This is a genomic window from Paraburkholderia azotifigens (genome assembly GCF_007995085.1).
Classification (GTDB): domain Bacteria; phylum Pseudomonadota; class Gammaproteobacteria; order Burkholderiales; family Burkholderiaceae; genus Paraburkholderia; species Paraburkholderia azotifigens.
In genome coordinates, this window is sequence record NZ_VOQS01000003.1 from 1,183,827 (window position 1) to 1,196,532 (window position 12,706).

The window sequence follows — 12,706 nt, forward strand, 5'->3', positions numbered from 1 at the left end:
TCACCTCCGTTGGAAATCGGGCGAAACGAGCAGCAGCGCCAGCGCCGTCGAGGCGCTTTCGGCGCGCGACACGGCCACCTGCGTCGGCTCGCTGAGCGAGCCCGCCATCAGCGTCGGGCCGAGCGCGCGCGCATCGAGCCGGTCGCCGACGCGCGCCGCGAAACGCTGCGCGATCTCGACGCGCCGCACGAGCGCATCGGGCGCGGCCCAGCTTGCGGCGATGTCGTCGTATCCGGCGGGCGAGCCCGGCCGCCACACCTGTTGGCCCAGTTGCGTGAGAACGGGCGCCATCTGCACGGCGCGCGCGCCGTCGTTCGGGTCGTGCATGCCGAGACCGCGCATCGACGAAATCGTCCATTCCCACGGCGACTTGAACTTGACGGCAACGGGCGACCACGCGGCGTCGCTTGCGATCAACGCGCGATACACAGTCGGCAGATCGCCGCGGCTGCGCATGAACGCCGTCGCCAGCTGATCGACGACATCGGGCGGCGGATTGTCCGCGACGAAGTGGCGGGCGAGCTTGGTCGCGATATGCGTCGCGGTGGCGGGCGCGCTCGACAGGTCGTGCAGCACGGCGAGCGTTTGCGCTTCGCCGGGCTGATCGTAGCGGCGGCCCATGATGGTCCGCGTGCCCGGCTCGTGCAGTGGCGCCCTGAACACGAAGGCGCCAGGCGGGGCGTTGCCGGGTTGCGGTCCCTGAGCTGCAGCAATGCTCCAGCCTGTCATCGCGCGCGCGAACTCGGTGACGTCGTCCTGCGTGTAGCCGCTGCGTACGCCGAGCGTGTGCAGTTCCATGATTTCGCGCGCGAGGTTTTCGTTGAGTCCCGGCTTGCGGTTCGGATTGCGTTGCGCGGCGCGCATCGCGGCGACGCTGTCGGGCCCGACGGAACGCGTCTGATCGAGAAACAGCTGCATCGCGGGATGACGCTCGACGGCGACCAGCATGTCTTCGAAGCGGCCGAGCACATGCGGGCGAATCGCCTCCGCTTCGAACGCGCCGGCGTAGGGCGCAACGTCGCCTTTATCGACAGACACGGCAAAGTGATTCGCCCAGAAATGCACCAGCCGTTCGACGAAAGGCGCGGGCGTCGTCAGTGCGCTCGCGACGCGGGCATTCACGGCCGCCCGGTAAGTGTCGCGCGATTCCATGCGCACCGCCTTGTTCGCGGCCTGACGGGCGGCTTTGCGCGCGTCTTCAGCGTTGGCGGCGGCGTTGGGCTGGCTGGCTGCGTTCGTCGCGCTTGCCGTGGCGCTCGTGGCGTTCGTGGCGTTCGTGGCGTTCGTGGCGTTCGTGGCGTTCGTGGCGTTGCTGGCATTGGCCATCGCCTGCTGGCGCTCGCCGGCGAGCTGCGCGGCGATTGCCAGCGAACCATACTGTGCGGCCCATGCAGACGGCATCGGCTGATAGGCGTCGAACTGCGCGAGCAGCCAGTGTTTTGGATCGGCGGGCGGCGCTTCGTCGGCGCGCGCGCCGAGGCCGAAGCGGTTCAGCGCGATCGCGGCCGCGCTCAACGGCGGCGCCGTCATTGCGGCAGATGAATTGGCCATGCTCAGTCCTCTCCGATGCGAGCCGGTTAGGCTCGCCCGTCGTGTGTCGTTCGATATGCGTTAAACGGAGCGTGCGGCGCTTTTCCGTCGCTGTTTTTGCGTCGCTGCTTTTTCGTCAATGCGTTTGCGCCACTGCTTCTGCGTCGGGCGCGAAAAATCATTCGCTCGCGGGCTGATCGCCCTGTTCCTGCGAGCGCTGCTGGGCCTGCCGTTGCGCCTGCGTCTGCGGAAGCCGCCACTGGCCGCGCTCGCGCAAGCCCTCGGCGAACTTCACGCGCTCGTCGGGCGACAGCGTCGCCGCAAAATCGGCCACGCCCTGCTCGATCCGCGAACGCAACGCGATATCGGCTTCGCGCGTGCGGTTCAGCGCGATGTCGAGCGCCGAGCGATCGAGTTGCGGCGCAGCCAGCAGACGCAGCACTTCGCGCCGCTCTTCACGGCCTTCACGCGCGTAGTCGCGCGCTCCGCGCCGCGCGGCCTTCAGCGCGTCGACGAACTGCTTCTGACGTTCCGCCGACAGATCCTCCGCCGCGAAACGCAGCGCACGCGGCTGCGGCTGCGCGGCTGTTGCCGTCGTGCGGCCATGCGCGACGAACCACTGATACGCGCCGCCTGCGACGCCGCCGATCAGGAACACATTGAGCACCAGCGAGCCGATCAACAGAAATTTCCAGGCGCGTCCGCTCATTCGCCACTCCAGTCTGCGGCCGTGCCGCCAAATCCAGTTGTCAGATACGACGAGTCCGGTCCCGGCGACGGGCTGCCCGTCACGAGGAAAAACGACACTGCGAACGCTCCGGCCACGCCGCCGATCAGTCCGACGCCCGCGAACGCGGCGCCCGACCACCACCAGCCTGCGCGCGGCGAGCGGCTGCCCGGCCACGCCTGCGACAACCAGCGCGGACGGCGGCGGGAAGGCGCCGAAGCAATGACGCGCCGGGTGAGGGCGGGATCGGGTGCAGCGACGGTATCGCCGGCGAGCCATGCGTCCAGTTGCGCTGCCTGCGCGAGCACGGCGTCCGCCTCGCCGCGATGCTGCCCGGCCCACGCATTCGCAGCCGCGCGCTCGTCCGCGGGCCAGTGGCGGGCGTCGGCGCCATAAGCATCGACGATTGCGCGAAATCTCTCTGGTGTCATCGCCTGTTCCTCGTTCCGGCAGGGTCGTCGCCCGCCAGCTGTGTGCGCAGGCTGCGCCGTGCGCGCGCCAGCAGGCTTTCGAGCGCTTCGACGGTAACGCCCATCAGCGCGGCCGCTTCGATGTTCGACAGTTCCTGGTAGTAATTGAGCACGAGCGCCTCGCGCTGTCGCGCGGGCAACGCGGCGAGCGCGGCGCGCACACGCGCGTCGCGCGACTGCGCTTCGAGTTGCGTCTCGGGGACAGGACCAGGATCGACACTGTCCGGCCATTCGTCGACGGGTTCTTCGCGATGCGCGCGCAAACGGTCGTAGCAAAGATTCAGCGCCACGCGATGCAGCCACGTGTCGAATCGCGCCTCACCTTCGCGCCAGCGCGGCGCCTGTTTCCAGATGCGCATGAACGCTTCCTGCGCAACGTCTTCCGCTTCCATACGGTCTCCCAGCATCCGCATGGCGAGCGCCAGCAGACGCGGCAACTTGCGTGCGACGAGCGTGCGAACGGCGGCCGGCTCCTGCCTGCCGACGCCCGCCACCAGTTCCGCGTCGGGATCGCGCTCGCTCAATGCGCGCGGCTCCGCGTGTGTCTCGCGACGAGGTGTTCTGTCGTCACTTGCAGTCGCTCCCTGTTATTTTGATCGAGTGACTTCAAAGAACGCGGCGAACCGCGCGATGCCGTCCGCCAGCGCCCGTTCAGCACGTTCAGCACGTTCAGCACGTTCAGCACGTTCAGCCCGTTCAATATACGACGACGGCCGGGCGGTAATAGTAAGGTCGCCCCGGCACCACGACGCAGCCCGCGAGCGTCACTGCCAGCAACGCCACCAACAAGCGTTTCTTCATCGTTTCCCCCGTCGCCTGTCAGCGCGCCCAGTGCGCCGGCACCCAATGCCAGTTCGGACCACGTGCAACCCAGTGTCCGGGCACCCGGCGATACCCCGGCCGCGTCGCCTGCCAGTGGCCCGGCGCCCACATGTAGCGGCCGCCCGCCCAGCGCCAGTGGCCGGGATCCCACGCGTAGCCGGCGCGCGGCGGCGGAACGACTTCGGTGCGCGGCGCAGGCGGCGCCATCGGCGCGACGATCACCGCCTGCGCGAAGGCCGCCGAGGCGCTCAGCGCGACCACAACCGCTGCGGACAGGCGCATGAATTTATGCATGTTCATGGCGTTCTCCCTGAATCGATTACCAGTCCGAAAGCGGCCGGTTTCAGGGTTAAACGCGCGAGCCGCAAAAATCCGTCGCGGGAATTTTCGCTGGCGCGAGGGCCGGTGGCGCGGGCACGAGGGAATGGGTATCGTCAGGGCTGGACTTCACACGACAGGAGCGCCACGTGACAAACAACAACTGGTTCTCGAAGTTCTCGACGGGTCTCTCCACGATGGCCGGCAAGCCGGCGACGTTCGTCATCGCGGTGTTGCTGGTGGCCGTCTGGGCCGTCACCGGGCCGATGTTCCATTTCAGCGATACGTGGCAACTGGTGATCAATACCTCGACGACGATCGTCACCTTTCTGATGGTCTTCCTGATCCAGAACACGCAGAACCGCGACACGGCCGCGATGCAGATCAAGCTCGACGAGCTGATCCGCGCGCTGGACGGCGCGCATAACGCACTGCTCGATCTCGAGGAGCTGAACGAAAAGGATCTCACGCGCTTTCGCAAGCGCTACGAGCAACTGGCCGAACAGGCGCGCGGCAAACTGCGCTCGGGCGGCAAGGACACCGACTCGCCGTTCATCGACGAGAGCGAAGCCGGGCAGGACAGGGGGCAACAGCAAGAATGACGACAAGGACCGCGAGCGTCGCCGCGGCGCGCATTGAGTCATGACGAAAGCGACGCCGCCCGTTCTGCACGATGCCGCCGAAGGTCATTCGCTCGCGCGGCACTATCCGCGCGGGCTGCGCATCGATCCGCATTCGCATACGTGGGCGCAGGTGCTGTACGCGGTGTCGGGCGTGATGTGGGTCGAGGCCGGACGCGAAGCGCTCGTCGTGCCGCCGCAGCGCGCCGTGTGGCTGCCCGCGGGCACCGGGCACTCGATCCACATGATGAGCGACGTCGAGATGCGCAATCTGTACTTTCATGAACGCGCCGTCGGTCATCTGAGCACGCGCAGCGACGTGTTCGAGATCAACGGCTTGCTGCGCGAGCTGATTGCGTCGATCGCCGAACATGAGCAGGCGCAGACCCGCGACGAAGACTATCTGGGCGCCGCATACCGGCTCGCGATGCTCGAACTCACGCATGCGCCGCGCTCGTCGCTGCGCATCCCGCTGCCCGACGCATCGGACCGGCGGCTCGACGCGCTGTGCCGCGCGGTGATCGACAATCCGTCGAACGCAATCAGCTTCGAGCAACATGCCGATGCCGTCGGCGCGAGCGTGCGGACGCTGGCGCGGCTCTTCACGCGCGAACTGGGCATCGGCTTCGCGCAATGGCGCAGACAGGTGCAACTGGCCGTCGCCGTGTCGGGATTGGCCGAAGGACGCCCCGTCAGCAGCATCGCGCGTGAACTCGGCTATCTGCCAAGCAGTTTCAGCGATATGTTCCGGCGCGAACTCGGCGCGTCGCCGACCGGCTTCGATCCGCATGGGACGCTGGGTGCACCGGCTGAGATAAAGTCGTGACGCTTCGGCATGCCGCCAAGCGCGGCTGCCGCCGTTGAGCGAGAATCGGGGACGTTGGCGACGCCGGTCGAAGTCCAGGCCATCGTCGCCGCGGCCAAAACCTTAAACGTGAGTGAGGAAACATCAAATGAGCAAGGGATACTGGGTCACCTCGTACCGCAAGATAAACGACGCCGAGGCGCTCGCCGCCTACGCGACACTCGCGCTGCCCGCGATCACGGCGGCGGGCGGCAAGTTCATCGTGCGCAGCGCTGCCGAAGAAGTGCGTGAACATGGCTTGAAAGAACGCACGGTCGTGATCGAATTCCCGACCTACGAGCAGGCTGTCGCGGCCTACGACAGCCCGGAATACAAGAACGCGCTGGCCGCATTGGGCGATGCCGCCGAGCGCGATCTGCGCATCGTGCGCGGCGCGGAATAATGCTCTAGCCTGGCGTTGCGGTTGCGCTTCGACGCGAACCGCAGCGTCGCTCAGTAGCGAATCACCATCGGCAGACGGGCGCTGTCGCGCGGTTCATCGTCGGGCAGCCGCATTGCCTTGCCGGCCGCGATGCGGCGCGCGCTCCACAGCACCGCAAACGCATCGAGCACGTCGTCTTTTTGCACATGCCGCGCGAGACGCTCGTCGAGCGCGGTTTGCAACGCCTGGCCAAAGACCGGCGCGAGCAGCGCTTTCCGCTTCGCGTGTCCCGCCTCTTTCGCCTTCCCTTCTACGAGCCCCAGCGCCTCGCCGCCCTGTTCGACCTGAAGCTGCATGAAGGACAGCTCCGGATGAACCTCGAACACACGGGAGGCATCGCGCGGACTGTCACGCAACGCTGTATCGACTTCGGCGATCTTGCGCAGAATGTTGAACGCCTGTTGCGAAATGCCCTTGCCCGTCGCCTCGCGGTTTTTCGCGCACGCTTCCCGATACTCGCCGATGCCCAACGTCTGACGCACGGGCGTCTGAAACACCGAAGCGCTGCGCGGCCACTTGAGACGCTGCCTCGCTTCGGCGTCGCACGCGCGATAGCCCGTCGACGAGAGGCCGATGGGCATGTCGACGGCAACGATTGCAGGCGCCGGCGCCCACGCGAGCAGCGCGGCAAACGATTCGCAAACGCGCGCTTCGATCGCGCCTGTTCGTGCGTCCTGCCGGACCGCATACCAGCCGCCCTTGCAGCCGTCGACGCCTAGCAGATCCGTCCTCATTCCCCGCATGCAGCGGCCCCTGTCCGATATTCGAAAGCACTTGTCTGAACGCTGCCCCGCCGGTCACCTAGACTTGCCGTCATCCGACAGATTTCCGCAGGAGCGGCAATGAAAGCGATCCAGTTCAACTCTTTTGGCGGCCCCGAAGTTCTCAACCTCGTCGATCTTCCGACACCCGCAGCCGACGCCGAAAGCGCCATCGTGCAGGTCAAGGCCGCCTCGGTGAATCCGAGCGACGTCAAGAATCTCTCGGGCCATTTCGATCACACCACCCTGCCGCGCACGCCCGGCCGCGACTTCAGCGGCGTCGTGGTCGACGGCCCTGCCGAATGGACCGGTGCGCAAGTATGGGGCACGGGCGGCGACATCGGCTTCACGCGCGACGGCACGCACGCGCAATTCATCAGAATTCCCGTCGGCGCGCTGTCGCGCAAGCCGCGCGCGCTCACGCACGAACAGGCAGCGGCGATCGGCGTGAACTTCGTGGTCGCGTGGCTCGGCGCGGTCGACTATGCGAAGCTGGTCGCGGGCGAAACGGTGGCCGTGATCGGCGCGAGCGGCGGTGTCGGCGGTGCGGTCGTGCAGATCGCCAAATCGCGCGGTTGCCGGGTGATCGCCGTCGATCGCCGCGAGCCGGATGCGGACTCGCCCGCCGGCCGTCTGCTCGACCACTATGTCCCGCTCGACGAGCACGCGGCCGAACGCGTGAAGGCACTCGGCGGTGCGGATGTCGTGTACGACGCGGTTGGCGGCGTCGCCTTCGAAACCGCGCTGAAGCTGGCGAAGTGGCGCGGCCGCGTGGTCGAAATCAGCGCGACCGGCAAGCGGCGCGTGGATTTCGATCTGATCGATTTCTATCACAACGAGACACAACTTTTCGGCGCGGACAGTGCGAAGCTCGGCGTCGCGGACTCCGCGCGCCTGATGACGGAACTGGCCGACGTGTTCGACAGCGGCGCATTGCAGGCGCCGTCGATTGCGCAAACCTTCCCGCTCGAACAGGCGCGCGACGCCTATGCGGCCGTCGCAGGCGGCACCCGCGGACGCGTCGTCATCACGATGTGACGCGACGTCCACCACAATCGGAAGGCTGATATGAAACCGTATATCGTGTCGCTGGCGGCGGGGGTCGCCGTCGGTCTGCTCTACAACATCGTCGACGTGAAATCGCCCGCGCCGCCCATCGTCGCGCTGCTCGGCCTGCTCGGCATGGTCGCGGGCGAGCACGCGATTCCATTCGTGCGCTCGCTGCTCACTCACGCAGCCAGTTGAAGCCTCAAAGCAGCGCGTGGAACGCCTACTGCATCCGTCCCGGCGCGCCGCCCATTTCGCGCGCGCGTTCGAGCAGCAATTCGCGTTCGCGTGCGTTGCGCGTCATCGACGCCGCGCGTTCGAACTCGGCGCGCGCCGCGTCGTTTCGGCCTAGCTTCGCAAGCAGATCGCCGCGCACACTCGGCAGCCAGTGATAGTGCTGCAGCGAAGGTTCGTCGGCGAGTGCATCGACGAGTTCGAGCGCGGCCATCGGACCATACGCCATGCCGACGGCGACCGCGCGGTTCAGATCGACCACGGGCGACGGCGCGACTTCCGCGAGCGCGTCGTAGAGCGCGACGATCTGCGCCCAATCCGTCTCCGCCGCCGTGCGGGCGCGTGCATGGCACGCCGCGAGCGCAGCCTGTAACGCGTACGGGCCGCTCATGCCGTCGAGCGCTTCCGAGCGCTCCAGCGCAGCCAGCCCACGGCGGATCAGCAACGGATCCCAGCGGCCGCGGTCCTGATCGAGCAGCAGCACGGGCCGTCCTTGCGCATCGACGCGCGCATGAATACGCGACGCCTGAACCTCCATCAACGCGACGAGCCCGTGCACTTCGCTTTCGTCGGGCATCAGGCCCGCGAGCACGCGGCCCAGTCGCAGCGCTTCCTCGCACAGCGACGGACGCATCCAGTCGTCGCCCGCCGTCGCCGAATAGCCTTCGTTGAAAATCAGGTAGATCACTTCGAGCACGGACGCGAGCCGCACCGCGCGATCGCTCGCCTGCGGCACTTCGAACGGCACCTTCGCCGCCGACAGCGTCTTCTTCGCGCGCACGATGCGCTGCGCGATGGTCGGTTCGGGCACGAGAAAGGCGCGCGCGATTTCATCCGTCGTCAGACCGCCGAGCAGCCGCAGCGTGAGCGACACGCGCGCGTCTTTCGACAGCACCGGGTGGCACGCAGTGAACACGAGCCTCAGCAGATCGTCGCCGATGTCGTCGGCGCGCGCGGCGTCGAGTGCATCGACGAAATCGGGCACGATATGCGCCTCGCGCGCGTCCATGTCCGCACCCAGTTCCTCGTGTTTGCGCGCGTGCAGCGCATCCTGGCGCCAGCGGTCGAGCGCGCGGTTCTTTGCCGTCGCCATCAGCCACGCTCCAGGGTTGTCGGGCACGCCCGCGCGCGGCCAGGTTTCGAGCGCGGCCACCAGCGCGTCCTGCGCGAGTTCCTCGGCCACGCCGACGTCGCGCACGATCCGCGCGACGTGAGCGATGACCTTCGCGGATTCGATCCGCCAGACCGCCTCGATGGCACGATGCGTCGCAGCCGTCGTCACGGCGGCCTCAGGTGGCGTCCGCCGCCAGCATCGGCGCGTTCGGGTCCATGTACATCAGTTCCCAGATGTGGCCGTCGATATCCTCGATGCTGCGTCCGTACATGAAGCCGTGATCCTGCGCCGGGCGCGGCTGGGCGCCGCCCGCGGCGAGCGCCTTGTCGGCGAGTTGGTCGACTTGCGCGCGGCTGTCGCACGACAGGCAGATCAGCGCCTCTGCGCTCTCCTTCGCGTTGCACAGCGTCTTGTTCGTGAAGGTCTGGAAGAAGTCCTTCGCGAGCAGCATCGCGTAGATGTTTTCGCCGATCACCATGCAGGCCGCCTGATCATTGGTGAATTTCGGTTCGAACGTGAAGCCGAGTTGCGAGAAAAAGGCCTTGGATTTCTCCACGCTGCCGACGGCCAGGTTCACATAGATCTGCTTGTGCATGATGGTTCTTCCTTTGAGTTCTGGATGCGCTGCGCCGCGCTGGCGGCGCGGGGGAGATCAGTGATGCGCGCCTTCGATCTTGCGAAAGCGTTCCATCGGCCGGCTCGGCTCGAAGTCGTCGAGGTCATACATCTGACGGACTTCGATCTCGCCGTCCGCGTCCTCGCCGAACGGCGCGGGGAAGCGTCGCGCCCACTCCATCGCTTCTTCGCGCGAACGCACCTGGATCACGGTGTAGCCGGCAATCAGCGTCTCGGTCTCCGCGAACGGCCCTTGCGCCACGGTCCGTTCGCCGTTCGCATAGCGCACGCGCCAGCCCTTCGCGCTGGGTTGCAGGCCGGATGCGTCGAGCAAAACGCCAGCTTTCTGCAGTGCTTCGTGGTACGCCGCCATCGATGCAATCAGCGCTTCCTCCGGCATCTTGCCGGCTTCGCTGTCAGCCGTGGCCTTCACCATGATCATGAATCGCATCGCCGTCTCTCCTCGTGAACAAAGAAAGCCTCTTGGCGGCTTCTTACTTCCACGACGAGCGACGCGCAGTCCGATCGACATCCGGTGGCGCCAGGGAAAACCCTTGACGGGATCGTCCCGTCAGCACTCGTAGCAGGGTGCGACCTTGCGGACTTCGATCGTGCACCACTCGGCGGCCGGGCATTGCTCGGCGAGCGCGAGCGCTTCCTCGTAGGTGTCGACGTTCAGCAGGAAGAAACCGCCGATCATTTCCTTCGCTTCGGCGAACGGACCGTCGATCAGGCGCGTCTGTCCGTCGCGCTTTTCCAGGCGCACACCCTTCTTGACGGGCGACAGCGACTCGGCGGCGATCAGTTGTCCGCGCGACTGCAACTCGGCGCGGTATTTCAGCATGCGGTCGTAGACGGCGCGGCCCGCGACTTCGCCGCGTTCCTCGCGCTGTTCGGTGGGTTCGACGATGAGCAGCATGTAAGACATGGGGACTCCGTGTTCCGGTTGTCGGGGCCGCTGCGTTCGAGGATGCCGTACTTCGTGAGCCGGGTGGCGCTGCGGGCGATGCCAGCGATCGTTGTCTGCTGGCGAAGGCAGTCTAGCAAAGTGGCAACGCGGGCGGGAAAGCTCTGCCGCGCGAGTGGGCATTCCGCTGACGGATATGGCACAGCCCTTGCTGATTCGTCGATATGTTCAATCATGCAGGGGCACGACATGTGGAAGCGCTATATCGCGCGCGCCGCGCTCGCAGCGGTTGCGCTGGTGCCGTTCGTGACGGGATGCACGGTAGGCGGCGCGGCAGCCGGCGGCTACGTAGGCCATGAGACGACGCATAGCACGGCAGGCACTGTGGGCGGTGCGGTCGCGGGCGGGATCATCGGTCACGAACTGGGCAAGTGATGTGGAATGGAAATGTTTAAAAGCTTTGCCTTGAAAAGGCGGCAATCTTCCAGTCGGCCATCTTCTTTCATTTTCCGCTTCTCGTTTTTGCAAAAACATGTTGCCGCATCTTTTCTGTGCCGATTTGAAAAAATCGGTTTTCCTTTACACTTTTTATTCTCGTTTATAACGAGACAAGAAATTTTCAATTCGAGGTGGTGCAGCAATTTGTCAGCGATATTTTCAATATAAAAAAGTTCATTTTAATTTTTGATTTATGACACGCTTCGTTCGCGCTGCGTGACGAGTAAAAACCGCCTTCCTCACCTAATCGTCGGCACCTGACACGTGTCTTCCGCACATTTTCCGGATAACATTTATCTCAAATATCTCGGCATTATATTTTCGTTGCCATATCACAACGCCAGAATTTATACCAATAAAACAGCCGACAAATCTTAAAAATAAAATACAAATCAAATCAATCTTTTAACCCTCGCATCTGTTTTTATTTCTTTTTTGGAAATAAACCATTTCCAATTCCGATATCAATCGATAGTTAGGTTACCTTTCTATACTTGCGCTTCCCCAAACAGGGCAAGTTGAGTTGTCTTGCTTCGTACAGGACGTGGCATGCATCGCTGTCCGTTTGTATCCAAGCCTCGTATTGCCCCTTGAACTGAAGGAAGCACACATGAAGAAGATTCTGATCGCGACGGCAGTGGCTGCCTCGTTCGCCTCGGTCGCCCACGCACAGAGCAGCGTCACGCTGTACGGCACGCTGGACGCAGGCATCACCTACACCAGCAACGTCGGCGGCCACTCGCAATGGGCGGTCGGCAGCGGCTCGATCGATGAAAACCGCTTCGGCCTGCGCGGCGTCGAAGACCTCGGCGGCGGCATGAGGACGATCTTCACGTTGGAGCAAGGCTTCAATCTGAACAACGGTTCGCAGGCTTCGAAAGGCCAGATGTTCTCGCGCCAGGCTTTCGTCGGTCTGTCGAGCCAGGCCGGCACGGTCACGCTGGGCCGTCAGTACGACGCGATGCACGACTTCGTCGCGCCCGTGACGGCGGCAGGTAGCTGGGGCGGCGCGAACTTCGCGCACATCTACAACAACGACGGCCTCGACGACAACAGCGGCGTCGCCACGAACAACTCGATCAAGTTCCGCAGCGCGGACTACGCGGGTCTGTCGTTCGGCGGCACGTACGGCTTCTCGAACAACTCGCAGTTCGCCAACAACCGCGAGTACAGCGTCGGTGCGTCGTATCAGAACGCCGGTCTGCGTGTCGGCGCCGGCTACGCACAGCAGAACAACCCGACGGGCAACGCAGCCGGCGCAACGACGGCAGCAGGCAACTTCCTGTCCGGCTTCGGCTCGCTGTATGGTTCGACGTTCCGCCAGCGTGAATTCGGCGCGGGCGCCAGCTACGCATTCGGTCCGGCCGTGATCGGCCTCGCATGGACGCAAGGCCGCGTCGATAATTTCGACACGGGTGCAGGCTCGTCGCGCTTCAACAACTACGAAGTCAACGCGAAGTACAACGTCACGCCGGCATTCGGTCTGGGTGTCGCTTACACGTACACCAACGGCCGCGCAGCATCGATGGACGGCAACCCGGACGTCAAGTTCCACGTCAACCAGATCGGCGTGCAAGGCGACTACGCGCTGTCGAAGCGCACCGACGTCTACGCACAAGGCGTCTATCAGCTGACGAGCGGCTCGGACGGCATGCCGAAAGCCGCGATCGACAACGGCAACGTGACGGGTGAATCCGCGTCGCGCCGCCAGGCTGTCGCGTCGGTTGGCCTGCGTCACCGCTTCTAATCGAACACGA

Annotated in this window: 17 protein-coding genes and 1 pseudogene; 7 read left to right on the top strand and 11 right to left on the bottom strand. The window is 65.1% G+C overall.

What is annotated here, in order from left to right; all coding sequences use genetic code 11:
* From FRZ40_RS22530 to FRZ40_RS22550, 6 genes and pseudogenes are all read right to left on the bottom strand, one after another.
* Positions 1 to 1,551 (bottom strand): DUF1800 domain-containing protein, encoded by a 1,551-nt coding sequence (locus tag FRZ40_RS22530; protein ID WP_147235641.1) that lies wholly within the window; start codon positions 1,549 to 1,551, stop codon positions 1 to 3.
* Positions 1,552 to 1,708: 157 nt separating this feature from the next.
* Positions 1,709 to 2,239, bottom strand: coding sequence for a periplasmic heavy metal sensor (locus FRZ40_RS22535; RefSeq protein ID WP_147235642.1), 531 nt, complete (start codon positions 2,237 to 2,239; stop codon positions 1,709 to 1,711).
* Positions 2,236 to 2,688 carry a hypothetical protein gene (locus FRZ40_RS22540; protein WP_147235643.1) on the bottom strand — a complete coding sequence of 151 codons (453 nt, stop codon included), beginning with the start codon at positions 2,686 to 2,688 and terminating at the stop codon, positions 2,236 to 2,238. The genes FRZ40_RS22535 and FRZ40_RS22540 overlap by 4 nt, the downstream gene beginning before the upstream one ends.
* A pseudogene (locus FRZ40_RS22545) lies at positions 2,685 to 3,293 on the bottom strand (RNA polymerase sigma factor); the annotation flags it as partial. The gene FRZ40_RS22540 and the pseudogene FRZ40_RS22545, both read right to left, overlap by 4 nt.
* Before the next feature lie 130 nt (positions 3,294 to 3,423).
* Positions 3,424 to 3,528: a lipoprotein gene (locus FRZ40_RS46455; protein ID WP_035540847.1), complete on the bottom strand. Its 105-nt coding sequence runs from the start codon at positions 3,526 to 3,528 to the stop codon at positions 3,424 to 3,426.
* Between the two features lie 18 nt (positions 3,529 to 3,546).
* Positions 3,547 to 3,849 (bottom strand): YXWGXW repeat-containing protein, encoded by a 303-nt coding sequence (locus FRZ40_RS22550; RefSeq protein WP_147235644.1) that lies wholly within the window; start codon positions 3,847 to 3,849, stop codon positions 3,547 to 3,549.
* Between the two features lie 167 nt (positions 3,850 to 4,016).
* Between FRZ40_RS22550 and FRZ40_RS22555 the strand changes: the two genes are divergently transcribed.
* The 3 genes from FRZ40_RS22555 to FRZ40_RS22565 all read left to right on the top strand — a co-directional run bounded on the left by FRZ40_RS22555 (position 4,017) and on the right by FRZ40_RS22565 (position 5,734).
* Positions 4,017 to 4,469 carry a low affinity iron permease family protein gene (locus FRZ40_RS22555; protein WP_147235645.1) on the top strand — a complete coding sequence of 151 codons (453 nt, stop codon included), beginning with the start codon at positions 4,017 to 4,019 and terminating at the stop codon, positions 4,467 to 4,469.
* A gap of 40 nt (positions 4,470 to 4,509) precedes the next feature.
* The gene (locus tag FRZ40_RS22560; protein ID WP_147235646.1) at positions 4,510 to 5,313 is read left to right on the top strand and encodes an AraC family transcriptional regulator; all 804 of its coding nucleotides are present in this window, start codon (positions 4,510 to 4,512) and stop codon (positions 5,311 to 5,313) included.
* A 127-nt stretch (positions 5,314 to 5,440) separates the two neighbouring features.
* Positions 5,441 to 5,734: a DUF1330 domain-containing protein gene (locus FRZ40_RS22565; protein ID WP_028363818.1), complete on the top strand. Its 294-nt coding sequence runs from the start codon at positions 5,441 to 5,443 to the stop codon at positions 5,732 to 5,734.
* Positions 5,735 to 5,784: 50 nt separating this feature from the next.
* On the opposite strand, the gene FRZ40_RS22570 is transcribed toward FRZ40_RS22565, so the two are convergent.
* Positions 5,785 to 6,516: a DUF429 domain-containing protein gene (locus FRZ40_RS22570; RefSeq protein ID WP_147235647.1), complete on the bottom strand. Its 732-nt coding sequence runs from the start codon at positions 6,514 to 6,516 to the stop codon at positions 5,785 to 5,787.
* 99 nt (positions 6,517 to 6,615) lie between these two features.
* Between FRZ40_RS22570 and FRZ40_RS22575 the strand changes: the two genes are divergently transcribed.
* Both FRZ40_RS22575 and FRZ40_RS22580 read left to right on the top strand, forming a co-directional pair.
* Positions 6,616 to 7,572, top strand: coding sequence for a quinone oxidoreductase family protein (locus tag FRZ40_RS22575; RefSeq protein WP_028363820.1), 957 nt, complete (start codon positions 6,616 to 6,618; stop codon positions 7,570 to 7,572).
* A 30-nt stretch (positions 7,573 to 7,602) separates the two neighbouring features.
* Positions 7,603 to 7,779, top strand: coding sequence for a DUF1427 family protein (locus FRZ40_RS22580; protein ID WP_035540849.1), 177 nt, complete (start codon positions 7,603 to 7,605; stop codon positions 7,777 to 7,779).
* 25 nt (positions 7,780 to 7,804) lie between these two features.
* On the opposite strand, the gene FRZ40_RS22585 is transcribed toward FRZ40_RS22580, so the two are convergent.
* From FRZ40_RS22585 to FRZ40_RS22600, 4 genes are all read right to left on the bottom strand, one after another.
* Positions 7,805 to 9,097 (bottom strand): RNA polymerase sigma factor, encoded by a 1,293-nt coding sequence (locus FRZ40_RS22585; protein ID WP_028363821.1) that lies wholly within the window; start codon positions 9,095 to 9,097, stop codon positions 7,805 to 7,807.
* Positions 9,098 to 9,104: 7 nt separating this feature from the next.
* On the bottom strand, positions 9,105 to 9,524 hold the full coding sequence (locus FRZ40_RS22590) for a VOC family protein (RefSeq protein ID WP_147235648.1): 420 nt from the start codon (positions 9,522 to 9,524) through the stop codon (positions 9,105 to 9,107).
* 57 nt (positions 9,525 to 9,581) lie between these two features.
* A complete protein-coding gene (locus FRZ40_RS22595) occupies positions 9,582 to 9,995 on the bottom strand; it encodes a YciI family protein (RefSeq protein WP_147235649.1) in 414 nt (137 codons plus the stop codon).
* 120 nt (positions 9,996 to 10,115) lie between these two features.
* Positions 10,116 to 10,472, bottom strand: coding sequence for a YciI family protein (locus tag FRZ40_RS22600; RefSeq protein ID WP_147235650.1), 357 nt, complete (start codon positions 10,470 to 10,472; stop codon positions 10,116 to 10,118).
* 228 nt (positions 10,473 to 10,700) lie between these two features.
* On the opposite strand from FRZ40_RS22600, the gene FRZ40_RS22605 reads away from it, so the two are divergent.
* Together FRZ40_RS22605 and FRZ40_RS22610 are read left to right on the top strand one after the other, a co-directional pair.
* Entirely contained in the window at positions 10,701 to 10,886 is a 186-nt protein-coding gene (locus tag FRZ40_RS22605; RefSeq protein WP_147235651.1) for a glycine zipper 2TM domain-containing protein, read from the top strand.
* 673 nt (positions 10,887 to 11,559) lie between these two features.
* Complete coding sequence (locus FRZ40_RS22610) at positions 11,560 to 12,696, top strand: porin (RefSeq protein WP_028363825.1); 1,137 nt, start codon at positions 11,560 to 11,562, stop codon at positions 12,694 to 12,696.
* Positions 12,697 to 12,706 lie beyond the last annotated feature (10 nt).

Bases quoted from the DNA above. Each gene is read 5' to 3' on its own strand.
- FRZ40_RS22530 (WP_147235641.1), bottom strand. From the start codon at position 1,551: ATGGCCAATTCATCTGCCGCAATGACGGCGCCGCCGTTGAGCGCGGCC.
- FRZ40_RS22535 (WP_147235642.1), bottom strand. From the start codon at position 2,239: ATGAGCGGACGCGCCTGGAAATTTCTGTTGATCGGCTCGCTGGTGCTC.
- FRZ40_RS22540 (WP_147235643.1), bottom strand. From the start codon at position 2,688: ATGACACCAGAGAGATTTCGCGCAATCGTCGATGCTTATGGCGCCGAC.
- FRZ40_RS46455 (WP_035540847.1), bottom strand. From the start codon at position 3,528: ATGAAGAAACGCTTGTTGGTGGCGTTGCTGGCAGTGACGCTCGCGGGC.
- FRZ40_RS22550 (WP_147235644.1), bottom strand. From the start codon at position 3,849: ATGAACATGCATAAATTCATGCGCCTGTCCGCAGCGGTTGTGGTCGCG.
- FRZ40_RS22560 (WP_147235646.1), top strand. From the start codon at position 4,510: ATGACGAAAGCGACGCCGCCCGTTCTGCACGATGCCGCCGAAGGTCAT.
- FRZ40_RS22565 (WP_028363818.1), top strand. From the start codon at position 5,441: ATGAGCAAGGGATACTGGGTCACCTCGTACCGCAAGATAAACGACGCC.
- FRZ40_RS22570 (WP_147235647.1), bottom strand. From the start codon at position 6,516: ATGCGGGGAATGAGGACGGATCTGCTAGGCGTCGACGGCTGCAAGGGC.
- FRZ40_RS22575 (WP_028363820.1), top strand. From the start codon at position 6,616: ATGAAAGCGATCCAGTTCAACTCTTTTGGCGGCCCCGAAGTTCTCAAC.
- FRZ40_RS22580 (WP_035540849.1), top strand. From the start codon at position 7,603: ATGAAACCGTATATCGTGTCGCTGGCGGCGGGGGTCGCCGTCGGTCTG.
- FRZ40_RS22590 (WP_147235648.1), bottom strand. From the start codon at position 9,524: ATGCACAAGCAGATCTATGTGAACCTGGCCGTCGGCAGCGTGGAGAAA.
- FRZ40_RS22595 (WP_147235649.1), bottom strand. From the start codon at position 9,995: ATGCGATTCATGATCATGGTGAAGGCCACGGCTGACAGCGAAGCCGGC.
- FRZ40_RS22600 (WP_147235650.1), bottom strand. From the start codon at position 10,472: ATGTCTTACATGCTGCTCATCGTCGAACCCACCGAACAGCGCGAGGAA.
- FRZ40_RS22605 (WP_147235651.1), top strand. From the start codon at position 10,701: ATGTGGAAGCGCTATATCGCGCGCGCCGCGCTCGCAGCGGTTGCGCTG.
- FRZ40_RS22610 (WP_028363825.1), top strand. From the start codon at position 11,560: ATGAAGAAGATTCTGATCGCGACGGCAGTGGCTGCCTCGTTCGCCTCG.